This window comes from Streptomyces sp. NPDC042364 (genome assembly GCF_056437585.1).
Map to the genome: position 1 here is coordinate 262,782 of NZ_JBWKAJ010000007.1, position 22,634 is coordinate 285,415.

The following is a 22,634-nucleotide window of genomic DNA, read 5'->3' on the forward strand; positions in this document are numbered from 1 at the left end:
GCTTCGGAAACCCGATAACCCTGGTTATCAGTGCAGTTGTAGTAGCGGGTAAGCGTCACCGGGGTGCGTGTACTCGGCCCATACGGTCTTGCCGGGGCCGTCCGGGCGGGGGTGCCAGTCCCAGCGGGTCGCGAGGTGCGACACGAGGAGCAGCCCGCGCCCGCTCTCCTCCGCATCGGCGGCGCCCTCCGGGGTGGCGGGGCGACGGGGGTGGCGTTCTGCGCGGGTGTCGGTGACCTCGACGCGAACGGTACGGCCGTCGGGCACGGCGTGGAGGCGGAGGTGGAAGTCCCGGCCGGGGACGTGTCCGTGCTGCACGGCGTTCGCGGTGAGCTCCCCGAGGATCAGCACGATCGCGTCGTGCGGGCCGGCGCCGTACAGGATCCCCCACTCGTCCAGACGGACAGCGGCGAGGCGGCGGGCGAGGCGGGCTCCGCGGGGCGTGGACGTGAAGCGCATCTCGAAGGTGCGGGCTGCCTTCAAGGGGGCGTAGGGGGTGGTGGGTTGGATGGTGGGTTGGGTGGTGCTGGTGAGGTTCGCGGGGTTTGCGGGTTTCGTCGTCACGCCGACGACAGTGCCCTCGGTCGCGTAGCGTGACCAGTAGTGACGCAGCGACAGGGAGCGGCTGTACGTGAGGGGTATGCGCGCGTACGCGTTGCGCGCCGTGACGGCGTCCCGTGCGGGGCGTTGCGGCAAGGAGGCGGTGATGGACATGGCGGAGCGCCAGGGCGCGGTGGCGGGGGTCGAGACGGTTCCCGGGGAGCGTGAACACGACGGCGTGGGCGCGGTCGTGAGTCTCGGGGACGGCTGGGACAACGACGACGGGGCAGCGCGGCGGCCGGAGGACGAGGGTGGGCGCGGCGTGGTGGTCGCGTTCGGCCAGACCATGAAGACGCTGCGGGTACGGGAAGGGCTGGAGCGCGAGGAGTTCGGGAGGCGGATCGGGTACTCGGCGTCCACGGTCGCGTCGTTCGAGCAGGGGCGGAGGATTCCGTCGCCCCGGACGATCGAGCGGGCGGACGAGGTATTAGGGGCGGGCGGGTTGCTGTGCCTGTGGAAGGAGCAGGTGGAGAGGGCGCAGTATCCGGGGTTTTTTCAGGGGATGGCGGCGCTGGAGAAGGAGGCCGTTGAGCTGGTCTCGTACAGCATGCCTGTGCTCAACGGCTTACTTCAGACCGAGGAGTACATGAGGGCGCTGCTTGCCATGAGGCGCCCTCCTCTGGACGAGGAGACCATCGAGCAGCGCGTGGCGGCACGATTGGCACGGCAGGACATCTTCGATCGTCGGCCCGCTCCCTTCCTGAGCTTCGTACTCGACGAGTCGCTCCTACGGCGTCCGTACGGAGGTAAGGCGGTGCAGCGCGGCCAGTTGGAACACCTCTTGCTGATCGGCCAGAAGCGCAACGTCGAGATCCAGGTCATGCCGCTCGACCGTGAGGACAACGCGGGCGTGAACGGGCCGTTCACCGTCGTCACGCGCAAGGACGGCAAGAAGTTCGTGTACGCCGAGGCACGGGGTATCGGCTCTCTGCAGACCGACCCGGAGCAAGGGGTTGTAGCGGCCGCACTCTATGGGATTATCCGATCACAGGCTCTCAGTCCGCGAGAGTCCACGGAGTTCATCGAAAGGTTGCTGGGATCGCTATGAACAACGCTGAGTCCTCCGGCCTCGCCTGGTTCAAGAGCAGCTACAGCGGAACCGAGGGCGGCGAATGTGTAGAGGTTGCGGCTGCTACGGCAGGTGTGCACGTCCGGGACTCGAAGGCTGAGGCCGGTCCCATGCTCACGGTCTCGCGTGAGGCGTGGGCGGGGTTCATCGGGCTGGCCTCGTCGGAGCCGCGTGTCTGACGCTCGTAGGGCCCTGCCGACCTGGATCTCGTTCGGCAGGGCCCTCGTTGTACCTGCTGCGCTGATCGCAAGTGGGGCTTACTGGGTGCCGAGCCAGCTTTCGAACAACATGAGGTCTTCACCTACGGCGCCCAGCGAGGAAGGGCTGTTCTCGTACTGCTCCGAGAGCGCCACTTCATAGACCTTGTAAGCCGGTTCCGCCTCCTTGCCGGCAGCGTCCATGGCCGCGAGCGTCTTGAGCGCTTCCTGAATGTTCCCGTTCTCGGTGCTGGTCACGAGCTCGGGACAGAGTTCCTCGGCGATGTACTCGCCCAGCTCCATGAGATGCCGTCCCGCGCGGGTCGCCCGGTCTTGGATGGCCTCCGTTCGCGCTTCGTGAAGGGCATCCTCAAGGTCGGCCTCGTCACCTTCGTCGCACCAGATCTGCCGTGCTGACGCCTCTCGTTCCTCAAGTTCCTTCTGAGAGTCACGCAGCAGTTCCTCCCAAGTGAGGGTCGGGTGCGCTGCCTCTTCGGCGGGCAAATCCGGCAACGACTCAATCGCTGCCGGATTTGGGAGCGTTTCGCCGTCCCGGAGCGCTCGGAGCAGGAGGGCCTGGCGAAGTACGGGCAGCAGCCGGTCGGCGTCGGTGGCTCCGCGGATCTCGTCCGCCGCGCGCTGTACAGCCAAGTAGTCGCAGTCTGCGATGTACCCGTCCAGGTCCGAACTGAGCTCGAAAAGGGTGGAAGGGATGTGCCGGATCTCGTCGAACTGCTCCTCGCAGGCGTCCCACAGGCCGTTGGCGATGCGGTGCGCCTCCTCCGCCTCACGCACCTGCCGCTCCAGCTTGGCGACCAGCTCGGATAACTCACTCACAGTAACCCCCTGGGTTGAAGCGGCCCGTTGGACCACGTCAGGCGTTCGGCATGCCGTTCTGGGACCACTCGTTGGCGAAGTGTTCCATCTGGCGGAGGACCAGGTCGATGGCCTCCTTCTGCTGGTCCGGCGGGTAATTGTTGCGGGCCAGGAGGCGCTTGATGGTGCTGCGCAGGCGGGCGCGGACGGACTCGCGGGCGATCCAGTCGGGCTTGAGCTGGCGGCGGACCTCGGTGACGAGTTCGCGGGCGATGCCCGCCAGGACCTCGTCGCCCATGAGTGAGCGCGCTGTGCCGTGGTCGGCAACGGCGTCGTAGAAGGCGAGCTCGCGCCAGTTCAGGGGCGGGTCGAACTTCTCGCCTCGGCGGGCGTCAGCGGCGACCTCCTTGGCCATCTCCACCAGTTTGGCGATGAGTTCGGCGCTGGTGTACTGCTGGCGCATGTAGCGCACCATCAGGTCCTGGAGGCGTTCGGAGAACGTGGTCTGCCGGACGATGTTGTGCCGGGTGACCTCGCGCATCTTCCGCTCGACGAGGCGCCGGAGCGCCTCGGCCGCCAGGTGCGGGGTGTCGCTCTGCTGGAGTTGGGCGACGAGAGCGTCCGTGAGGTGGGTGAGGTCTGCTGTCTCCAGCCCGGCTTCGGCGAACAGGTCCGTCACTCCGCCCGTCTCGACCACGGAGGACGTGAGCTGGGAGAGGTACAGCTCTACGTCGCGGGCCACCGGGAGGCCACGCGCCTCCCGTTCCATCGCGTCCAGCTTGGCCATGTAGGCGCGGACCTCGACGAAGAACTGGATGTGCCGCTTCCATGCCGGCCGGTCCGAGAAACGGTTCCCCACATCCTTCGAGCTGCCCGCCAGTGCCCAGAAGCGTTCCAGGCGGTAGGCGTGGTCGCGGAAGCGGCGGCCCAGGGTCTGGCGTGGGTCGTCGAGCAGGTCGGGGTTGTTGCCCTTGCTGCGGGGGTCGCGCAGGTAGTTCGCTGTCTTCAGGGCCGCGTCGACGAATGCCTTGGGGCCGGGCTTGTCGAGCAGGGGTTCCCAGGCGAAGCCGCGCAGGATGCCGGTGAGGACGTCGTACTCGTTGCGCAGCTCGTCCAGCGCGCGTTCGACGTCCTGGCCGAGGGTACGGTCACGCTGGTCGGCCTCGGTGTACTCGGCGATCGCCTTCTGGAGGTTCTCGGTCAGGGGCGCATAGCCGACGAGGAGACCGTCCTCCTTGCCTCGGAAGCGGCGGTTGACACGGGCCAGGGCCTGCATGAGGTTGGCGCCCTTGAGCGGCCGGTCCAGGTACATGGTGTGAATCGGCGGGGCGTCGAAGCCGGTCAGCAGCATGTTGTTGACGATGAGCAGTTCCAACTCGTCGTCGGGGTCCTTGGCGCGGTTGATGACGGCCTTGCGGCGGCTGTCGGTCAGCGCGTGGGCGAGCAGTTCCTCTGAGTCCTTGCGGGAGTTCGAGGAGAAGACGATCTTCATCGCGCCCTTCTCGAACTCGTCGCTGTGCCACTCGGGGCGGAGCTCGCGCAGTTCCTTGTACACGCGTACGCAGATCTCGCGTGTCGCGCACACCACCATCGCCTTGCCGGGCGCTCCGCCCTCCGCGGAGGCACCGACGAACGGCTTCATCCGATCCCGGCGGTCCTCCCAGTGCTCCACCAGGTCGGCGGCCAGGTCCCTTATCCGGGCCGGGGCGCCGTACATCGCGTTCATGGTCGCCACGGCCTGCTCGACTCGGCGGCGCTCGGTGTCGTCGAGGCCGTCCGTGATGCGGTCGGCCTCCTCGTCGATCGTGGTCGGGTCGACATCGCGGTCCAGGACGAGCTGGATCACGCGGCCCTCGTGGTAGACCTTCACGGTCGCGCCGTCGTCGGCGGCGCGCTTCAGGTCGTAGACGTCGATGTAGTCGCCGAACACCTCGCGGGTGTTGCGGTCCGCCTCCGAGATCGGCGTGCCGGTGAAGGCGAGCAGCGTGGCATGCGGGAGCGCGTCACGCAGGTGGCGGGCAAGGCCGTTGAGGTCGTCGTAGTGGCTGCGGTGTGCCTCATCGACGATCACGACGATGTTCCGGCGGTCGGAGAGCATCGGGTGGTCGGTGCCCGACTCCCGCTCCTCCTTGGTCTTGCCGAACTTCTGGAGCGTGGTGAAGAGGATCCCTCCCGTCCTCTTCGCCGCGAGCTCCTCCCGGAGTTCGGCGCGGGTGACGACCTGTTTGGGCTGCTCCGGGAGGATCTCGCTCTCCTGGAACGTCGAGTAGAGCTGGTCGTCGAGGTCCGTACGGTCCGTGATGACCACGACCGTGGGGTTCAGGAGGGCCGGGTCCCGCATCACCAGGGTGGTGGTGAGGACCATCTCCTCCGACTTGCCGGAGCCCTGGGTGTGCCAGACGACGCCGGCCTTGCCGTCGCTGGCCGAGGCCGTGCGGACGGCCTCGGCGGCGCGGGTGACGGCGTGGTACTGGTGGGGCTTGGCAATGCGCTTCATCCGCTTCGACGGGACGAAGTTGATGAATGAGTGGACCAGTTCGAGGAAGCGGGACTGGGTGAACAGGCCGTGAAGCGCCAGGTTCTGCCCCGACTCCGAGAAGCCGTCGGCGGTCAGCGGGTCGACGCGGGCGCCGAACTCGTCCGTGTTCCACGGGGCGAAGTGCTCGTACGGGGTGAACGGCGTGCCGTACTTCGCGGTGATGCCGTCGGAGAGCAGGACGACGGCGTTGTAGCGGAAGGCGGTCGGGAACTCCTGGACGTAGCGGGCCACTTGGGCGTGGGCCGTCTGGAGCGTCGCGTCCTCGTCGCCGGCGCGCTTCAACTCGATGGCGGCGAGGGGCAGACCGTTGACGTAGAGGACGACGTCGAAGCGGCGGTTCCTGTCGCCGTCGATCACCGTGACCTGGTTCAGGGCACGGTAGGTGTTCGCGTCCGGGTCGGTCAGGTCGAGGAGGCGGATGGTGGGGTTGTGCTCGGCGCCGTGGGAGTCGGTGTAGGAGACGGACCGTATGCCGGTGGTGAGGTGGCGGTGGGCGGCCCGGTTCTCCTCGTAGGTGTCCTGGGATCCGGGGGTGGCGGCGGTCGTCACGGCTTCGTGGACAGCGTCCGGGGGCAGGTCCGGGTTCAGGCGCTCGATGGCCTCCTGGAGGTCCGGGTAGAGGATGAGGTCGTCCCAGGACTTCCGGTGCCCGGAGCCGGGCGCGAACTCGTTGCCGGCGGCCTTCAACCAGTCCAACTCGACCAGCTCTTCGAGGGCGAGCAGTTCCCAGTCTGCTTCGGTGGGGCGGCGGTGGGTTACGTCGTCGGGCTCGTTTCCGTCATGGTGCGTCGTCATGTGGCGTCCTCGACAATCTTCTCGGCGTCCTTGACGCGGAGGCGGCCGGACATGAGTTGGGGGAGGAGGGTGTCGCGGAGGTTGGCTAGGGTCTGAGACTCGTGTCGTGCCAGGGCGGCAGTGGCGCACAGGTTCCGAATCGGGCCACTCGCCTCACCGAACTGGCGGGGGTCGACAACCTCCGTGGCCATCACCTCCGCGGGCCGAACGCGCTGATGGCTCTTAGACGTCCCGGTAACTCGCGACGCAAGGTTGTCCAAGAACGTTTGCTGACGCACAACTGCCCACAGTTCATGCGAAGTCAGCGTTCCGCGTGGAACCAGGACCAGGAACTCCGTCGATGCCAGCGAAGGAACACTAGCGTCTGGCGTCACATCCCAAGCGCGAGGGATTTCCGGGTTCAGCTTGGACAACAGGACAGCCGGTTCAGCGACGGAGAACTTCCCACTCCTGATTGCTTCCGGGGATGTACGCTCGGGTGTTTTCCTCGCGTCAAACGCCGGGAGACTGTAGTGATCGACCAGCTCTTCGCTGATGTCCCGAGGAGAGATTTGGTCTCTCCGAAGCACGCAGACTTCCTCTACTCGCACCCGCGCCTGCCATCGCACCGGGGAGGCAAGGTTGAGCGCCACCTCTTCAGAAGTGCCCGCGATGCGATCGTTGATGACGATCTTGTCATCCAGAGCCCCGAGCATAGCGGCGATCCCCTTTTGTTCCTCCAGCGGAGGCCAGTTGATCGGCGTTGGATGCACGTGGTTCCGGTTGAGTGTCGGGTTTGAGGACCCAACATCCATGGAGAGATAGTTCAAAGTACCCAGGAAGTAGTAAACGAAGCGGCGGTCATTTCCCTTGAAATCCTTGACCCAGAGTGTAGTGTCGTGCGGCCAGTAGTCCCCCTCCAGCCAGAACACCTTCCCCAAGGTGCCCTTACGCCCCATGACCACGCCGGGCCCTTCCGCCATAGCCGTGTCGTGATAGCTGCTGATTCCTCCGGAAGAGACCACAGGCACGTCACCGGCGTTCTGCTGTGCCTTGGTGATGTCGAATCCCCTCTGCAGAGTGATGACATCGCCCACTGTGGTGCGGCTCCACTCAGACATCAAGCCTCCCCAACTGCTGCCGCACCGTCTTCTCCAGCTCCGCCGACTTGTCGAAAAGCCTGTACAGCTCCTCAGTCAGTCCGATGATCCGCTCGGCGACAGCCTCCGCGTCCTCTTCCTCCGCCTCAACAGCCCCCACGTACCGCCCTGGCGTCAGCACGTACCCGTGCTCCCGCACCTTCTCCAAGTCGGCCGAGTAGCAGAAGCCCAGAACGTCCTCGTACGTCAGCCCTGCCTCGCGCGCCGACGCCGTACCGCGCCACGCGTGGTACGTATCGGCGATCTTCGTGAGGTCGGCCTCCGCGAAGACGCGCTCCGTACGATCGGCCATCTCACCCATCGCGCGGGCGTCGATGAAGAGGATCTCGCCCCGCCGGTCGTCCAACCGCCGTGCGCCCTGTGGGGTCTTGTCCTTGGACAGGAACCACAGGCACGCCGGGATCTGGGTCGTACGGAAGAGCTGCGAGGGCAGCGCAACCATGCATGCCACCAGGTCGGCCTCAATCAGCGCCTGCCTGATCTCTCCCTCCCCGCTGGACTGGGAACTCATCGAGCCATTGGCCAGGACAATGCCGGCCGTCCCCTTCTCCCCCAGCTTCGAGATCATGTGCTGGAGCCACGCATAGTTCGCGTTGTTCTTCGGCGGAACCCCGTACTTCCACCTCGGGTCGCTCTCGTCCCTCGCCCAGTCCTTGATGTTGAAAGGAGGGTTGGCCATCACGAAGTCGGCCTTGAGGTCCGCGTGCTTGTCGTCGGCGAAGGTGTCGCCCCAGCGGGCGGCGAGGTTGCCGTCGATGCCGTGGATGGCGAGGTTCATCTTGGCGAGCCGCCAGGTGCGCTCGTTCAGCTCCTGGCCGTAGATCGAGATGTCGGACTTGTGGCCGCGTCCCCGATGCGCCTCGATGAACTTCGCGGCCTGGACGAACATGCCGCCCGACCCGCACGCCGGGTCGTATACCCGTCCCTCGTACGGCTCCAGGATCTCGACGATCAGCCGGACCACAGAGCTCGGCGTGTAGAACTCACCGCCCCGCTTGCCCTCCGCCCGCGCGAAGTTGCCGAGGAAGTACTCGTACACCTCGCCCAGCAGGTCCTGCGCCGGCTTGTCCCCACTGCCCCCGAACCGCGCATCGCTGATGAGGTCGACGAGTTCGCCCAGGCGCTTCTGGTCCACGCGGTCCTGGTTGAAGATCTTGGGGAGGACGCCGGTGAGGGAGGCGTTCTCCCGCATGATCGCGTCCATCGCCTCGTCCAGGAGCTTGCCGACGCCCTGGGCCTTGGCATGCGTGGCGATCCACGACCATCGGGCGGTCTCCGGCACCCAGAAGACATGCGCGCCGGTGTACTCGTCGCGGTCTTCAAGGAAGTCGTCGAGGCGGTCCTCGGCGATACCCTCCTTCATGAGCTCCTTGGCGAGTTCGGTGCGGCGCTCGTCGAAGGCGTCCGACACGTACTTCAGGAAGATCAGCCCGAGGACGAACTCCTTGTACTGTGCGGCGTCGATGGACCCGCGCAGCTTGTCGGCCGCCTTCCAGAGGATGTCCTGGATCTCCTTGGCGGTGGAGGCGCTGAACAGCTCCGCCTGGTCGGCGGGCTTCTTCTGGCGTGGAGGCATCGGGTAAACCGTCTCCTTCAGTGGGTGTCGATATCAGCGTTGGTGTACGGGAGTTGCCGGATGGTGAGCGTGCCGTCGGCCATGCCGGCCGCCATCACGCGGGTCAGGTCGTCGAGCGCGGCGGTCTGCTCACGCAGCAGCGCCGCCCGGCTCTCGATCTCGGCGAGGACGGCCTCGTAGAGGTCGGCCTCGGCGCCGCTCAGGTCGGGGACGACCAGGTCCTCGATACGGCGGGACGCGCGCACGGCACCGCTGGTACGGGCATGCTCGGCGGCGGCGGCACACAGCAGCGCGGCCAGCACCCGGGGTCGTACGGGCGGGTCGGCGTCGGGGTGGACGCGCAGGATGCGGGCCGGGGCCGCGACCAGCGAGACGCCCTCCGTGTCGACGTACACGCCGAAGTGCGGGTGGGCGGTTACGACGAGGTCACCGGGCTCGGTGAACTGGGCGTGCCCGTACGCCGTGAGGAAGATGCCACGGTCCATGCGGCGACCGCCGATGCGCGCCGTGCCCAGGATCTCCTCGGGCGTGAGAACCGTGTAGTGGCCGTCAGAGGTGAGGTGTTCCGGGGCGAACCGGTGCCCGGGACGGCGGCGCAGGCGTCGCGTGCGCAGGAGGCGGGCGACGGACGTACGGCGTACCGGCTGATTCTCGGGGCGCAGTTCCGCCTGGGCACGCAGCCGGAGTTCGCCCGTACGCGAACGCTCCTGAAGCTCACTCAGGCGGCGCTCCAAGTCCGCGATGACCACCGGGCGTTCCACCACCGTCCGCGTGTGGCGGGACGCAAGCGTGCGGTGCTGCGGAGTGAACGCGGCGCCGGGACGGTCGTCGAGGTGGCTGCCGGGGACGATGGCGGCGTGGCGCGGCTCGTGGCGCGGGTCGGGTTTCCAGCCGGAGGTGCGCCAGATGGCGATGTCCTCGGCGAGGCCGTCGAGGACCGGCTCGGTGAGCGGCTGGGCGGAGTAGTCGGCGAGGAGGACGAGACCGGTGCGCTCGTTCTCGGGGACGCGGGCGAGGACCCAGACCGCCGTACGGTAGCCGGGGCGGAAGCCGTACGCGCCGTCGGGCAGGCTGATCGCCGCCTTGAGTAAACCGGGCTTCAGGAAGGAGCGGCGCAGGCGGTCGGCGTCACCGTGCCGGGCGAGCGGGCCGGTGAGGACGTCGGCGGGGCCGAGGACGACCGCGGTGGCGCCGGTGTCGAGGTAGTCGGTGAGGGCGGCGATCCGGTCCAGGACGGTCTTCGGGTCGCGGGTCTCTGCGGCCTCGTAGGGAAGGGCGCAGACGAGGAGGTTCGGGTAGCCCCATTCGTCGGCGGTCAGTTCCTCGCCGTCGACGACGTCGAGCCGGAACTCGTAGACGCCACGCACCAGCATCCGCCGTCGTACGAGACGTACGCGGGCCGGGTCGGGGTCGGCGGCGAGGTAGAGGTGGCCGGAGTCCTCGGCGGCGTGGTCGTGGAGGGCGGCCGGGAGGTCGCCGGTGCGGGCGTGCGGGACGGCGATCACCGAGCCCTCGTCGAGGGTGTCGACGCCGGAGAGGGTGGCGAGGGCGCGGACGACGGCCGGGGCGGGTTCGTCGGCGGCGAGGTCGCGGGAGCCGAGGCGATGGCGGGCCTGGAGGATCCAGTCGAAGGCCTCTGCGGGGTTGTAGGCGGCGTCGATCAGTTCGTCGGCGAGTGCGGCGAGGGCCGGGCCGGTGTGGTCCGAGTCGGGCAGAGCGCGCAGTTCGGAGACAAGGAAGCGGTCGTCGGGGTCGAGGTCGGCGGCCCGGTCGAGGACGGTCGCCCAGGGGCAGCCGTCGGCGACGGGGGCGTCGAGCTGCTGGTGCAGGCAGACCAGGGAGGTCAGCGCGCCGATCAGGACGGACGCGGGCAGGGCCGGAGTGCGCCAGGCAGCCAGGGTGTGCAGGGCGAGCTCGGCGCGGAGCCGACGGGGGTCGGTGTTGCCGCGGCCGGTGGAGGCGAGCCAGTCCACGACGGCGCGGGCGTCGAACAGGGGTCGGCCGTCCTCGTGGGCGACGGGGGTGGGGAAGTCGGGGTGGCGGCGGGCCCAGGTGGTGGGGACCGGGCGCTTGACCTGGGCGAGGGCGGCGATCTCGGCGTAGGTGATCCGCCAGGCCGGTGTTTCGGGCAGGATGGGGGGCGTCTTCGAGGTCGTGTGGGTCGCCATCGGACGTGCTTCCCCCCTCTCCCCTCGGGCCGTTGAGGCCGGCGTCCTCGCCTTCGCGGTTCGCTGTCCGCCCCTTTCGGCGGGGCAGGCGTCAGCAATCTACCGCCATCCCGGAGAGCCGCACATAACCTTGCTGATAATACGGGTTATCAGCAGTGTTCTCTTCCAGAGCGCGGACCGGCAGGCACCTTGTGGTGGCCAAGTGCCACGACGCCGACCGGAGGATCACCGCGATGAGCCACACGCCCTCGATACCGCCCAGCAACCCGCAGTTCCCCGGCCCCGGCGGTATACCGGGCGGGCCGGGCGGGCCCGGGAACGCCGTGCCGCCCTTCCCGCCGGCCGGTGGCGGGCAGCCCCCCTTCGGGCAGCCGATGGGACCGAAGCCGTCGCGCCGCAAGGCGTGGCTCACCCACGGTGCGACCGCGTTCGTCGCGCTCGTGATCGGCGCCGGTATCGGCGGCGACGGGGACTCCGGCGGTACGGACGACTCCGCCGCTCCCGCCCCGACGGTGACCGTCACCAAGACCGCGGCCGCCCCCGACGGCGGTGAGCCCGAGCCCGCCGTGACCGTCACCAAGAAGGTCACGGTCACGCCGAAGCCGAAAGAGAAGCCGGGGCCCGCCACCACGGTGGAGGGCGACGGCCAGTACCTCGTGGGCGAGGACATGCGGGCCGGCACCTACAAGACCGCCGGCCCGGACAAGGGCAGTGTCATCGAGAACTGCTACTGGGCCCGTACCAAGGACGCCTCCGGGGAGTTCGAGGCGATCATCGCCAACGCCAACCTCCAGGGCCAGGGCCGCGTGACGGTCAACAAGGGCGAGTACTTCGAGACCAACGGCTGCCAGAAGTGGACCAAGGTCGGCTGACCGGTCGCCAACACATGCCACGCACTCGTGGGGGCCGGGCAGCTGGCTGAAACCGGGCAGCCCCGCTCCGTCCCCCTCGCCCCGTATCCTCTCCGCCACCCGCCCGACGTACAGGAGGCCCGTCGATGGGCCGTCGTTCTCCACTCACCCGCGCACCCCGCCGCCCTGTCCCAGACTGTCAGCACGTGCACTTCGACGACACGGTCAAGGCGGTCGACCGGACGCCGATCGTGCTCGCCACGGACGCCTCCGTCACCGCCGACAAGGTAGGCACCGGCTACCTCGCCACCACCGGCGAGACCGGACTGCGCGCCCACCTCTACCCGCACTACCTCACCACGCCCCGCGTCCGTGTGGTCGTCACAGAACTTCGGGCCACGTACTGGGGGTTGTTGCGGGTCCTCACGGCGCACCCCGGGCGGCCCCGTCGAGGTGCGCGTCGACAACCTCGAAGCCCTGACCCTCCTGCACGAGTGGCAGAGGGGCAGCGACCGGATGCCGGACGGCTATGAGACCCGGCTGCGCTCGCAGGGCCGCCCGCCCAGCCTCGTCAAGCTGCAGATGTACGCGGAGTACACGCCCGGCCTTACCTTCGTCCATGAGAAGGCCCACGTCGGCAACCCGCTCAACGAGGCCGCCGACTCCTTGGCCAAGCTCGGTCTGCGCGCACTGAACGGCAGGGTGCCGACGGCCGAGATCCCCCGACTGGTCCCGCTCTGGGCGAATGGAGCACTGGCCGAGTATCGGCGCGGCGGAGACCAGGAGCGGGACTGAACCCGGTCTCCGCATGCCTCCGCTCGCGACACCCGCCCGAAGTGTCTACGGGTGGGCCTCGCTTCACCCTCCACGAGCGAACGGGCAACCGCCTCGGGATGACCGCCTCTTATCTTTCCTGCGCATCCCCACCTTTTTCCGAACTTGTTATTGGACGATGTACTTCACCCACATGTCGGCGGGCAGGGCATCGTGGGCCCAGCGATCACAGTTGAAACGGAGAACCCCAATGAGCCCTTACGCCGGGCCACTCGTCGACGGCGCGATCCCGATGAGCGCGTACGAGAGGCAGGTATGGGACACGCTCAACGAGCACTGGGAGCGCCGCAACGACCGCCGCGGTCTGCCGAGCTGGGCGAGCACCGCGCTCGGTCGCACCGGTGAGGTCGCGGGAAACGCCGTCAGACGGGTCAAGGACTCCGTGCCGGAGACGATCGCGGAACCCATCCGTCGCGCAGGCGACGCGGTCGCCGACACGGCCATGCGACCGGCGCTCGCGGGCGCGGCAGCGTTGCTCGAGCTGGTCAACGACTGGGCCATGGATCTCAACGACCCGAAGAGCGTCGAGAAGCTCGCACGCAAGCGAGGCTTCGACATCGACAGTTTCACCGAACTCGGGCAGCAGGACCTGCAGGTCTGCGACCGGCTGCTGACCCGTAACACCCTCAAATGGCGGACCACCGGCGCACTTGAAGGCGGTGCCATGGGCCTGCTCGCCATGGTCCCCGTCGCAGGTGTCCCCGCCGCGATGACAGCGGACATCCTCGTCGTCCAGGTCCTCAGCACGTCCATAGCGGCGCGCATCGCGTACTCCTACGGCTACGACGCCAAGGACCCCAAGGAGCAGGACTTCATTCAACGACTGGTACAGCGGTCCTTCATGGCCCAGGCGACCAAAGCCAAGCCGTTGCGTGACGTCGCACGGGCAGCGGATGCGGTCAAGGGGCGCGTGAACTGGTCACAGAAGCTCCGCCAGGACCACCGGCTCCTGGCCGCCCTTGAGAAGTTGATGAAGCAGTTGGGGCCGTCCGGCTCCAGGGTGCCCGTCAAGAACGTCGCCAAGGTCGTGCCGTTCGTGGGGGTCCTCATCGGTGCCGGCATGAACTCAGCGGTTCTCGGCAGAGTGGCCGCCGACGCCCAGCGGTACTGCCAGACCCGGTTCCTGTGCGACAAGTACGGACTGCCGCTGCCGCCGGCACTGGCGACCGACTGGGACGACGATCCCCAGACCGATGCCACGTAGGTGACGGCCGGTGGGTCCGCGAAGCGGCCTCGACGGTTCGCCACCTGCAATTCTGAGGGCTGCTCCTGATCTCGACGGCGGGACTCCCTCCGGGGTCGTTCTGGGACCCACCGTCCTGGACAAATTCTCGCGGAGGCGCTCGCCTGGCGGGAGTCGGCCTCCGTCTTCCATCGGGTTCAGGCCGTCTCGACCGGGAGGACGTCCGGGGCCAGGGCTCCCGCGTGGGCCGTCGCCGCGGTCATGCGGCGGCGGTGGTGGCGGCGGCAGAGGACCTCGTAGCCGATGTCGTCGGGCTGGTTGACGTCGCCGACGACGACCTGGGCGCCCTCGACGACCATGTGACCGCCTATGGTGCGGGCGTTGTGGGTGGCGCGGGCGCCGCACCAGCACAGGGCCTCGACCTGGAGGACCTCGACACGGTCCGCGAGCTCGACCAGGCGCTGGGAGCCGGGGAACAGCTTGGAGCGGAAGTCGGTGGTGATGCCGAAGGCGTAGACGTCGAGGCCCAGGTCGTCCACGACGCGGGCGAGTTGGTCGATCTGTTCGGGGGCGAGGAACTGGGCCTCGTCGGCGATGACGTAGTCCGCGCGGCGCCCCTGGGAGAGGTGGTCGACGAGGTAGGCGTAGAGGTCCTGGCCGTCCTCGACCTCGACGGCGTCGGTGACCAGGCCGAGACGGGAGGAGAGCTTGCCCTGGCCCGCGCGGTCGTCGCGCGTGAAGATCATGCCCTGAAGGCCCCGCGCCGAGCGGTTGTGCTCTATCTGGAGGGCCAGCGTCGACTTCCCGCAGTCCATGGTTCCGGAGAAGAACACCAGCTCGGACATGGTGAGGTGAGCACCTTTCGGCAAGGAGGGCGGGGAAGCGGTCAGGGCGGGCGCGCGGGACGGTCAGGAGCGTACTTCGAGGAGCGGGACCAGCTGTTCCGCCGGGGTCATCGAGCCGTGGTTGCCGACCATCGCCGACTCCTTCGGCTCCCGCTCGGAGGCGATGATCAGGACGTCGTCACGGGCGGCCGCGACCACATCACCGATGCGCCCGTACACCCGTTCGTCCACGGTCGGCCCGAACCAGCCCGCCGCGATCGCCTCGTCCCGTGAGGCGACCCAGAACTGTTCGCCGAGCACCTCGCGCCAGCAGGTCAGGACGTCCGACTCGGCGCCCGGTACCGCGTACACATGGCGGGCCCGGCCCTCGCCGCCCAGCAGGGCGACCCCGGCGCGCAGTTCCCAGTCCTCGTCGAAGTCGATGCGGTGCCGCTCGTCGAAGGGGACGTCGATCATGCCGTGGTCGGCGGTGACGTAGAGGGCGCTGCGCGGCGGGAGTTGCTCCGCCAGCCGCTGGACGAGGCGGTCGACGTGCATGAGCTGCCCTCGCCAGGTGTCCGAGTCGAGGCCGTAGCGGTGCCCGGCGCCGTCCACCTCGGAGTAGTACGTGTAGACCAAGGAGCGGTCGCCCGCGCCCAGTTGCCGGGCGGCCAGGTCCATGCGGTCCTCGCCGGAGAGGCGGCCGTGGAAGGTGCCGCCGCTCAGCGCGATCTTCGTCAGGGGGGTGTGCTGAAAGGTGGGGGACGAGACCTGTGCCGTGTGCACCCCGGCCTCGTGGGCGAGCTGGAAGATCGTGGGGTACGGCTGCCAGACCTGCGGTGCCGTCCAGGGCTGCCAGCGGAGCTGGTTCATCAGCTCCTGGGTCTCGGGGTTGCGGACGGTGTAGCCGGGGAGGCCGTGCGCGCCCGGCGGCAGCCCGGTGCCCACGGAGGCCAGGGAGGTCGCCGTGGTGGCGGGGTAGCCGGCGGTGATGGGGCGGCCGGTGCCGCCGCGCGAGGACGCCAGCAGGGAGGTCATGAAGGGGGCCTCGTCGGGGTGGTCCCGCAGCTGCTCCCAGCCGAGCCCGTCGATCAGGAAGACGCAGGCGCGGTCGGCCGGCGCCAGTTCCTGTATCGCGGCGGTCGTACCGGGGACCTCCATGCCCGCCGCGAGGGTGGGCAGGAGGTCGGCGAGCGAGCCGGCGCCGTACTCGGGGACGGGCGCGGAGCCGACGGCGAGGGGTTCCGGGTGGTCCCAGGTGGGCAGTGCCATCAGCGGGCGAGGTCCGCGGTCGCCTCGGAGAGGGACTGCGCGAAGGCGAGGGCCTGGCGGACGGTGTCCGGCCCGTCCCCGGCCTCGCTGACGCGCAGACTGAGGTCGTCCGCCGTCGAGTTGCCCGTGTAGCCGTGGTCGGCCTCGCAGTTGGGGTCGCCGCAGGCGGCGGGTTCCAGGTCGATACGGGAGACGGCGCCCCAGCCGATGGTCAGGACGACCTCGCGGGGCACGGTGCCGGGGGTGTAGGACTCGGGGTTGGCGACCACCCGGCTGACCACGACCGACGAGATCCGGCCGAGCTTCACCGATTCGGTGGACGTCGTGGCGTAGGGCGTCGGCGACGTGGAGTCCGCGGCCTGCTCGTCGGTGTGACTGACGATGAACCTGTTGGCCGTGAGGACGAGGACCGTCACATGGCGCCGCACCTCGTTGGCGTCGAAGGTCGTCTCCTGGTGGACCAGGTACGACTTGATGGCCTCGCCGCCGATGGCGGCCTCCACCGCCTCGGCCACGAGAGCCGGGTAGTAGCCGCTGCGCTCGATCGCCGCACGCAGCCCCTGGGTCGTCGTACTGGTCTTGGCCATGACGTCCATCCTAGTCCGTGGGCAAGGGCGGTCCGGCTCAGTCAAGAGCATCCCGGGGGCATGCGGACAGCGGGCCGTCGTGCCTTGTTGCGTACGGGGTCCGGCGGTGACCCGTGGGCGAGGTGCCGCCACGGGCACCGCGGCGGCTCCGGCAGCGGACCGTCCCCTCGGCGGGGGCGGTTCTTCCGGGCCTCGGGAAAAGGTGCGCCCGCGCTTTCCGCAGCGGGGCGGGAGAATTCATTTCCCTCACTGGTCGACCTGCGTTCTTTCCGTCGGATCCGGTCCCGAATTCAGACCGGAGGGCAGCGGTCCCGCCCGCCCGGTGAAACCGCTTCCTCGTTTCCGGTACTGCCGGAAGTCCGCGCCGGGACCGGTCGACGCCCTGGCCGTCGTCGCACACGAGGGCCTCGGAGCCGGCCTCCGCGGGCCGGTGTGGGCACGCGTCGTGTGCCCACGTTGCCATCCGGCCATGGGTAGCCCGGGGCCGGCCGGGGTGCCGTCCGGGTCCGCAGAGGGACGGATACCCGTCGACCGTGAATTGTCGCGCATTACCCAGGACAATGCATTTGAGCTTCGACCGGGGAATGAGGGCCATGGGCAAAGGGGGGCGTGAGGGCCGTCTCGGACGGGTGTCAGGATCGCCTTCCGATGGCGCCGGAATCGAATTCCCGGTTCCCCTCGCGGGTCGCCGTCAGTAGACCGGGAGCGTCCTCGGGCCCAGGTCGTCGCGGGCGGGCGGACGTGCGAGGCGCACGGTGGCGCCGAGGACGCTGAGGCCGTGCGGGGCGACGACGACCGGTTCCAGGGAGACGGCCACGACCTCGGGGTGGTCGTCCACCAGTCGCGAGACCCGCAGCAGCAGTTCCTCGAGGGCCTCGGTGTCGACCGGCGCCGAACCTCTCCAGCCGAAGAGGAGGGGTGCCGTCCGGATCGAGCGGACCAGTGAGGCGGCGTCCCGCTCGGTGGCCGGGATCAGCCGGTGCGCCATGTCCCCGAGCAGCTGCGACGCCGGCCCGGCGAGACCGAAGGAGAGCACCGCTCCGGCCGCCGGGTCGACCACCGTCCGTACGATCGTGTCGACGCCGCGCGGGGCCATGGCCTGGACGACCGGCCGCAGCTCCTCCGGCCCGCCGAACAGCTCGGTCAACTCCGCGTACGCACGCCGCAGTTGCTCCTCGTCCGCCAGGTCGAGCCGTACGCCGCCCAGATCGGCCCGGTGCCTCAGATGCGGGGCGGTCGTCTTGAGCGCGACGGGATAGCCGATCGCCTCGGCCGCCGCCACCGCCTCGTCGGGTGTGGGTGCGGGCCGCGCCTCCCGGACCCGGATGCCGTACCGCGCGAGCAGCGCGCAGGTCTCCTGCGCGCCGAGAGTGAGCCCCTCGCCCCGCTCCAGAAGCTCGTCGATCTGCCGCGCCGCCCCCTTCTCGTCGATGTCCTCGTACTCGGGCACCCTGCCGGGCTCCGCGGCCTCGCGCCGCCACTGCGCGTACTTCACGGCTTCGGAGAGCGCGCGGACCGCCCGCTCGGCGGCCGGGTAGGCGGGGATGAGCCGGGAGCCCGCGGGACCGGGGCGGGAGTCGGTGGCGGCGGACGAGGGTGCCGCCGGGGCGCCCGTTCCCCGGACGGGCGGCCGTGCCGCGGGGCGATGCGCGTCCGCCTGGTCCGGGGAGGCCGGGGGCTGAGGAGTGCCGCTCGGGACGGCGGGCGCCCTGTCGCCGGCCTGGGGTGCGGTGCTCGCCGCCGCCGACAGCGCCTCGGCGAGGCCGCCCAGCTCGACGTGCACGACGAGCACCGGCTTCGAGGGGTTCGCCGCCGCCGCGGAGCGCAACGCCTCGGCGAGGGCGGCGTCGTCGGGGGACGTCTCGCCCAGTGCCGGTATGGCCGTCACGACGACCGCGTCGCACGTGTCGTCCGTCAGGGCACCCGACAGCACCCGGTGGAAGTCGTCGGCCGAGGCGGCGGTCGTCAGATCGACCGGAGGCAGCGGACGGAGCCCCTCCGCGAGGCAGGCGTCATAGGTGAGCAGCCCCAGCGACTCCGAGTTCCCGAGGATCGCCACCCGCGGCCCCGCGGGGAGGGGCTGGCGGGCCAGCAGCAGCCCCGCGTCCACCAGCTCCGTGATCGTGTCGACCCGGATCACGCCCGCCTGCCGCAACACCGCGGAGACGGTGGCGTGCGGCAGCCGGGTGGCGCGTACCGCATGCCCCTGGGGGGCGGCCCCGTGGCGTGCGCCCTGGACGACGACGAGCGGTTTGACCGCGGCGGTCCGCCGGGCGAGGCGGGTGAACTTGCGTGGATTGCCGATGGACTCCAGGTACATGAGCACGACATCGGTGTCGGGGTCCTCGTACCAGTACTGGAGGACGTCGTTGCCGGAGACGTCCGCCCGGTTGCCGGACGACACGAACGTGGAGACCCCCGTCACTCCGGTGACCCCTCCCCCGCGTCGGTGCAGCCGGGACAGCAGCGCGATACCGATGGCGCCGGACTGGGCGAAGAGACCGATGCGCCCGGAGCGCGGCATCTCGGGTGCGAGCGAGGCGTTGAGCCGGACGTCGGGGGCGGTGTTGATGACGCCGAACGCGTTCGGACCGATGAGGCGCATGCCGTACGCGCGGGCCAGGCGGACGAGTTCGCGCTGGCGCTCGTGACCCTCGGGTCCGCTCTCGGCGTACCCGGCGGAGACCACCACAAGCCCCTGCACGCCGTGTTCACCGCACTCGGCGACGACCTCCGGGACCTGCGCGGCGGGGACGGCCACGACGGCGAGGTCGACGGGGTGCTCGATGTCACGGACGGAGGCGTAGGCCGGGACCCCGTCGAGCTCCTTCTCCCGGACGGCCCTGTTCACCGCGTGGAGCCGGCCCGCGAAGCCGGCGTCCCGGAGGTTGGCGAGCACGCTGCGGCCCACTCCGCCCGGCGTGCGCCCGGCACCGATGACGGCGACCGACCCGGGGGCGAGGAGCCGCTGCACCGACCTGGCCTCGGCGCGCTGCTCCCGCGCGCGCTGTACGGCGAGGGAGCGGTCGGTGGGCTCCAGGTCGAACTCCAGGCGTACGACGCCGTCCTCGAAGCTGCGCTTCTGCTGGTATCCCGCGTCGGTGAAGACCTTGATCATCTTGGTGTTGGCGGGCAGCACCTCGGCGGCGAAGCGCCGGATGCCGCGCTCGCGGGCGACGGCGGCGATGTGTTCGAGGAGGGCGGAGGCGACGCCGCGCCCCTGGTGGGCGTCCTGGACGAGGAAGGCGACCTCGGCCTCGTCGGCGGGGGCCGACGCGGGCATGCCGTCGGCGCCGATGCGGTCATAGCGTACGGTGGCGATGAACTCGCCGCCGACGGTGGCGGCGAGCCCCACCCGGTCCACGAAGTCGTGGTGCGTGAAGCGGTGGACGTCCTTGGCGGACAGGCGAGGGTACGGCGCGAAGAAGCGGTAGTACTTCGACTCGTCGGAGACCTGCTCGTAGAAGCTGACCAGGCGCTCGGCGTCATCAACGGTGATGGGCCGGATGCGTGCGGTGCCGCCGTCGCGCAGCACCACGTCGGCCTCCCAGTGGGCGGGGTACTCATGCCGGTCCGACGAGGTCTGCATGGGCCCCAGAGTACGGCTCGCGTCCGGCAACGTCGCGAGGCAGTCTGGGGAAACACAACAGCCGGTGCGCGGTCAGGCCGTGGGCCTCGCGCCGGTGACGCTTCACGATATGGGAAACTGGTCTAGACAACCCGGTCTAGACCTCTTCGAGGTACCCGAGACACACCTGAAGGGCAGCATCACATGGCTGAGCGCCGCGTCAACGTCGGCTGGGCCGAGGGCCTCCACGCCCGCCCCGCTTCCATCTTCGTCCGGGCCGCCACGGCCTCCGGTATCCCCGTGACGATCGCCAAGGCCGACGGCAACCCCGTCAACGCCGCTTCCATGCTGGCGGTCCTGGGCCTGGGCGCCCAGGGGGGCGAGGAGATCGTCCTCGCCTCCGACGCCGAGGGCGCGGACGCCGCGCTCGACCGTCTGGCGAAGCTCGTCGCCGAGGGGCTCGAAGAGCTCCCCGAGACGGTCTGACCCGCGTGACAAAGGCCTGAAAGGCCGCTCGCGGCAGCACTGAAGGGCTCGTCCGGTTTATCGGGCGAGCCCTTCGCATTTCCATGGGCAGAAGCGTCTTTCCCAGGGGCAGACGCTTCCGGAAATCCGTCCGCGGGCAGCAGAAATAGCGCCCCTCGAATTCCTGTCCTCTTTGTATACGGCCCTTGTGTTAATGCCGCAGGCTCGGCGTGTTTACGGGGTGTTGCGAAGTCCTCACACGGTCCTGTCGCTCCGCCGCGGCGGGCCGGCCGGGAAAGCGCAGCCGGTGCGCCGAGGTCGCGCGCTCGGTGTGCAGAGCGGTGATCGTCCGCGCGCGCTCGCTGTCGCCGCGGGCCACGGCGTCCACGATGCCGCCGTGCTCGGCCCAGGACTCCACCGGGTTGGCCGGCGCCTCGACCGCGTACATCCAGGCGATCTTGTGCCGCAGCTGGGCGAGCGTCGAGGTCAGCGCGGGGCTCCCGGAGGCCTGGGCCAGCGTCTCGTGGAACCAGCCGCCCAGGGAGCGCAGATCCTCGCTGTTGCCCCTCCTGGCGCGCTCCTGGCCCAGCCTGACCAGGCCGCGCAGCACCTTGAGGTGCGCCTCGGTGCGGCGCTGGGCGGCGCGGGCCGCGCCGAGGGGCTCCAACAGCATGCGCATCTCCAGCAGGTCGGCGGCCTCCTGCTCGGTCGGCTCGGCGACGCACGCGCCCGCGTGCCGGCGGGTCACCACGAAGCCCTCGGCCTCCAGCGTGCGCAGCGCCTCGCGCACGGGCACGCGGCTGACGCCGTACCGGCGGGCGAGCAGTTCCTCGGTGAGGCGGCTGCCGCGCTCGTAGACACCCGCGACGATGTCATCACGGATCGCCGTGCATACCGAGTGCGCCGGAATACGCATGACCGACCTCCGCCTTAATCCCCGTGAAACGTCGTTGATTGACGTGTGTTCAGGCGACTCTATTGCAGCGAGCCGGAATTTCCGATGGCGGGCCGGAATCCATGGATATTTTTTGGACAGGAGGTACGCCACAACAAGGAAAGCCCCGGCTCGGTGAGCCGGGGCTTCCTGAAGCGGTGATGCTTTCGTCAGACGTTCACACCGTGCGCACGCAGGTACGCGACGGGGTCGATGTCCGAGCCGTACTCGGCCGACGTGCGGGCCTCGAAGTGCAGGTGCGGGCCGGTGACGTTGCCGGTCGCGCCGGAGAGGCCGATCTGCTGGCCGGGGGTGACCGTCTGGCCCACCGAGACGGTGATGGACGACAGGTGGCCGTACTGGGTGTACGTGCCGTCGTTCATCTTGATCACGACGTTGTTGCCGTACGCGCCGCCCCAGCCGGCCTCGACGACGGTGCCGGCGCCCACGGACCGGACGGCGGTGCCGGAGGCGGCGTGGAAGTCGACACCGGTGTGGCTGCCGGAGGACCAGACGGCGCCGCCGGACTTGTAGCCGGTGGAGACGTAGGAGCCGCTGATGGGGGCGACGTAGGAGTTGAGGCGCTCACGCTCGGCCGCACGGGCGGCACGTGCCTTGATCTCCTCGCGCTCCTTGGCCGCGGCGCGCTCCTGCTCGGCCTTCTCGGCGGCGGCCTTGCGGGCCTCCTCCTGCGCCTTCTGCTTGACGGCGGCCACCTCGGCGGCCTGCTGCTGGGCGGCGGCCTGGGCGTCGACCTGCTCGGCGACCGTGTCGCCGAGGACGATGATCTGGTTCAGCCCGGTCTGCTCGGGCGCGGGCTCCGCGGCGAGCGCCGGGACGGCCACGGTGCCGACGACACCGGTGGTGGTGAGAGCGGCCACGCCCACGGTCCTCGTGGTCGTGCGCTTCACGCGGCCAGGACGGCGGTGTTTCCCGGGAGCGCGGGTGAACCCCATGAAGTGGCTGGTCCTTTCCTTCCCTCTCGCCTACCGGGTTAGCTGACGGGTTCGGAGCAGGAAGGTCTCCTACGGACACCCCTCGTTTCGCGAAGCTCGCGAAGGGCACCCGATTCACCCCAGGGACTGCGGTGGGTCCCCGGCTCCCCTGGCTCGCACCATCGGGGACTCGGCGATGACTGTCCGGTGCCGCGGGTGCGGCGAACTGCTGACGAACAGCCGGACCGACGCTAAGCGGGCCGCCTCCGAAATAACAAACGC

General features: G+C 69.6%; 18 protein-coding genes and 1 riboswitch. Of the genes, 6 read left to right on the top strand and 12 right to left on the bottom strand.

From position 1 onward, the window contains the following. Nucleotides 1–27: 27 nt before the first annotated feature. A complete protein-coding gene (locus AC067N_RS17205; RefSeq protein ID WP_478679710.1) occupies nt 28–714 on the bottom strand; it encodes an ATP-binding protein in 687 nt (228 codons plus the stop codon). Between AC067N_RS17205 and AC067N_RS17210 the strand changes: the two genes are divergently transcribed. Both AC067N_RS17210 and AC067N_RS17215 read left to right on the top strand, forming a co-directional pair. Beyond that, the gene (locus AC067N_RS17210; RefSeq protein WP_478679808.1) at nt 713–1,648 is read left to right on the top strand and encodes a helix-turn-helix domain-containing protein; all 936 of its coding nucleotides are present in this window, start codon (nt 713–715) and stop codon (nt 1,646–1,648) included. The two genes, AC067N_RS17205 and AC067N_RS17210, sit on opposite strands and share 2 nt — an antisense overlap. Next, the gene (locus AC067N_RS17215) at nt 1,645–1,848 is read left to right on the top strand and encodes a DUF397 domain-containing protein (RefSeq protein ID WP_478679711.1); all 204 of its coding nucleotides are present in this window, start codon (nt 1,645–1,647) and stop codon (nt 1,846–1,848) included. The genes AC067N_RS17210 and AC067N_RS17215 overlap by 4 nt, the downstream gene beginning before the upstream one ends. Nucleotides 1,849–1,926: 78 nt before the next feature. Here AC067N_RS17215 and AC067N_RS17220 read toward each other — a convergent pair whose 3' ends face one another. Genes AC067N_RS17220 through AC067N_RS17240 form a run of 5 tightly spaced genes read right to left on the bottom strand, consistent with a single transcriptional unit; the run spans nt 1,927 to nt 10,899 of the window. After that, nucleotides 1,927–2,703 (bottom strand): hypothetical protein, encoded by a 777-nt coding sequence (locus AC067N_RS17220; protein WP_478679712.1) that lies wholly within the window; start codon nt 2,701–2,703, stop codon nt 1,927–1,929. Between the two features lie 37 nt (nt 2,704–2,740). Then, nucleotides 2,741–6,016 (bottom strand): type I restriction endonuclease subunit R, encoded by a 3,276-nt coding sequence (locus AC067N_RS17225; RefSeq protein ID WP_478679713.1) that lies wholly within the window; start codon nt 6,014–6,016, stop codon nt 2,741–2,743. Then, entirely contained in the window at nt 6,013–7,116 is a 1,104-nt protein-coding gene (locus AC067N_RS17230) for a restriction endonuclease subunit S (protein ID WP_478679714.1), read from the bottom strand. The genes AC067N_RS17225 and AC067N_RS17230 overlap by 4 nt, the downstream gene beginning before the upstream one ends. Further along, a complete protein-coding gene (locus AC067N_RS17235) occupies nt 7,109–8,731 on the bottom strand; it encodes a class I SAM-dependent DNA methyltransferase (protein WP_478679715.1) in 1,623 nt (540 codons plus the stop codon). The genes AC067N_RS17230 and AC067N_RS17235 overlap by 8 nt, the downstream gene beginning before the upstream one ends. 17 nt (nt 8,732–8,748) lie before the next feature. Continuing rightward, the gene (locus AC067N_RS17240) at nt 8,749–10,899 is read right to left on the bottom strand and encodes a hypothetical protein (protein WP_478679716.1); all 2,151 of its coding nucleotides are present in this window, start codon (nt 10,897–10,899) and stop codon (nt 8,749–8,751) included. A gap of 233 nt (nt 10,900–11,132) precedes the next feature. Here AC067N_RS17240 and AC067N_RS17245 point away from each other — a divergent pair, with 233 nt between their 5' ends. From AC067N_RS17245 to AC067N_RS17255, 3 genes are all read left to right on the top strand, one after another. Then, entirely contained in the window at nt 11,133–11,771 is a 639-nt protein-coding gene (locus tag AC067N_RS17245; RefSeq protein ID WP_478679717.1) for a hypothetical protein, read from the top strand. Between the two features lie 432 nt (nt 11,772–12,203). Next, complete coding sequence (locus AC067N_RS17250; protein WP_478679718.1) at nt 12,204–12,545, top strand: hypothetical protein; 342 nt, start codon at nt 12,204–12,206, stop codon at nt 12,543–12,545. Between the two features lie 229 nt (nt 12,546–12,774). Further along, on the top strand, nt 12,775–13,788 hold the full coding sequence (locus AC067N_RS17255) for an EcsC family protein (RefSeq protein WP_478679719.1): 1,014 nt from the start codon (nt 12,775–12,777) through the stop codon (nt 13,786–13,788). A gap of 176 nt (nt 13,789–13,964) precedes the next feature. Here AC067N_RS17255 and AC067N_RS17260 read toward each other — a convergent pair whose 3' ends face one another. The 4 genes from AC067N_RS17260 to AC067N_RS17275 form a co-directional block, all read right to left on the bottom strand. Continuing rightward, nucleotides 13,965–14,612, bottom strand: coding sequence for a thymidine kinase (locus AC067N_RS17260; RefSeq protein WP_099968094.1), 648 nt, complete (start codon nt 14,610–14,612; stop codon nt 13,965–13,967). Nucleotides 14,613–14,675: 63 nt separating this feature from the next. Continuing rightward, nucleotides 14,676–15,863: an alkaline phosphatase family protein gene (locus AC067N_RS17265; RefSeq protein ID WP_478679720.1), complete on the bottom strand. Its 1,188-nt coding sequence runs from the start codon at nt 15,861–15,863 to the stop codon at nt 14,676–14,678. Continuing rightward, on the bottom strand, nt 15,863–16,450 hold the full coding sequence (locus tag AC067N_RS17270; protein WP_478679721.1) for a DUF5998 family protein: 588 nt from the start codon (nt 16,448–16,450) through the stop codon (nt 15,863–15,865). The genes AC067N_RS17265 and AC067N_RS17270 overlap by 1 nt, the downstream gene beginning before the upstream one ends. A gap of 691 nt (nt 16,451–17,141) precedes the next feature. Beyond that, entirely contained in the window at nt 17,142–20,039 is a 2,898-nt protein-coding gene (locus AC067N_RS17275; protein ID WP_478679722.1) for a bifunctional acetate--CoA ligase family protein/GNAT family N-acetyltransferase, read from the bottom strand. A 183-nt stretch (nt 20,040–20,222) separates the two neighbouring features. On the opposite strand from AC067N_RS17275, the gene AC067N_RS17280 reads away from it, so the two are divergent. Beyond that, complete coding sequence (locus AC067N_RS17280; protein WP_028802270.1) at nt 20,223–20,504, top strand: HPr family phosphocarrier protein; 282 nt, start codon at nt 20,223–20,225, stop codon at nt 20,502–20,504. A 190-nt stretch (nt 20,505–20,694) separates the two neighbouring features. Here AC067N_RS17280 and AC067N_RS17285 read toward each other — a convergent pair whose 3' ends face one another. Together AC067N_RS17285 and AC067N_RS17290 are read right to left on the bottom strand one after the other, a co-directional pair. Further along, nucleotides 20,695–21,399 (bottom strand): GntR family transcriptional regulator, encoded by a 705-nt coding sequence (locus AC067N_RS17285; RefSeq protein ID WP_478679723.1) that lies wholly within the window; start codon nt 21,397–21,399, stop codon nt 20,695–20,697. A 188-nt stretch (nt 21,400–21,587) separates the two neighbouring features. Further along, nucleotides 21,588–22,373: a M23 family metallopeptidase gene (locus AC067N_RS17290; RefSeq protein ID WP_478679724.1), complete on the bottom strand. Its 786-nt coding sequence runs from the start codon at nt 22,371–22,373 to the stop codon at nt 21,588–21,590. A gap of 12 nt (nt 22,374–22,385) precedes the next feature. After that, nucleotides 22,386–22,558: riboswitch (cyclic di-AMP (ydaO/yuaA leader) on the bottom strand. Nucleotides 22,559–22,634 lie beyond the last annotated feature (76 nt).

Excerpts from the sequence above, each read along its gene's own strand:
- AC067N_RS17210 (WP_478679808.1), top strand. The coding sequence starts at position 713 with ATGGCGGAGCGCCAGGGCGCGGTGGCGGGGGTCGAGACGGTTCCCGGG.
- AC067N_RS17205 (WP_478679710.1), bottom strand. The coding sequence starts at position 714 with ATGTCCATCACCGCCTCCTTGCCGCAACGCCCCGCACGGGACGCCGTC.
- AC067N_RS17215 (WP_478679711.1), top strand. The coding sequence starts at position 1,645 with ATGAACAACGCTGAGTCCTCCGGCCTCGCCTGGTTCAAGAGCAGCTAC.
- AC067N_RS17225 (WP_478679713.1), bottom strand. The coding sequence starts at position 6,016 with ATGACGACGCACCATGACGGAAACGAGCCCGACGACGTAACCCACCGC.
- AC067N_RS17230 (WP_478679714.1), bottom strand. The coding sequence starts at position 7,116 with ATGTCTGAGTGGAGCCGCACCACAGTGGGCGATGTCATCACTCTGCAG.
- AC067N_RS17235 (WP_478679715.1), bottom strand. The coding sequence starts at position 8,731 with ATGCCTCCACGCCAGAAGAAGCCCGCCGACCAGGCGGAGCTGTTCAGC.
- AC067N_RS17240 (WP_478679716.1), bottom strand. The coding sequence starts at position 10,899 with ATGGCGACCCACACGACCTCGAAGACGCCCCCCATCCTGCCCGAAACA.
- AC067N_RS17245 (WP_478679717.1), top strand. The coding sequence starts at position 11,133 with ATGAGCCACACGCCCTCGATACCGCCCAGCAACCCGCAGTTCCCCGGC.
- AC067N_RS17255 (WP_478679719.1), top strand. The coding sequence starts at position 12,775 with ATGAGCCCTTACGCCGGGCCACTCGTCGACGGCGCGATCCCGATGAGC.
- AC067N_RS17260 (WP_099968094.1), bottom strand. The coding sequence starts at position 14,612 with ATGTCCGAGCTGGTGTTCTTCTCCGGAACCATGGACTGCGGGAAGTCG.
- AC067N_RS17265 (WP_478679720.1), bottom strand. The coding sequence starts at position 15,863 with ATGGCACTGCCCACCTGGGACCACCCGGAACCCCTCGCCGTCGGCTCC.
- AC067N_RS17270 (WP_478679721.1), bottom strand. The coding sequence starts at position 16,450 with ATGGCCAAGACCAGTACGACGACCCAGGGGCTGCGTGCGGCGATCGAG.
- AC067N_RS17275 (WP_478679722.1), bottom strand. The coding sequence starts at position 20,039 with ATGCAGACCTCGTCGGACCGGCATGAGTACCCCGCCCACTGGGAGGCC.
- AC067N_RS17280 (WP_028802270.1), top strand. The coding sequence starts at position 20,223 with ATGGCTGAGCGCCGCGTCAACGTCGGCTGGGCCGAGGGCCTCCACGCC.
- AC067N_RS17285 (WP_478679723.1), bottom strand. The coding sequence starts at position 21,399 with ATGCGTATTCCGGCGCACTCGGTATGCACGGCGATCCGTGATGACATC.
- AC067N_RS17290 (WP_478679724.1), bottom strand. The coding sequence starts at position 22,373 with ATGGGGTTCACCCGCGCTCCCGGGAAACACCGCCGTCCTGGCCGCGTG.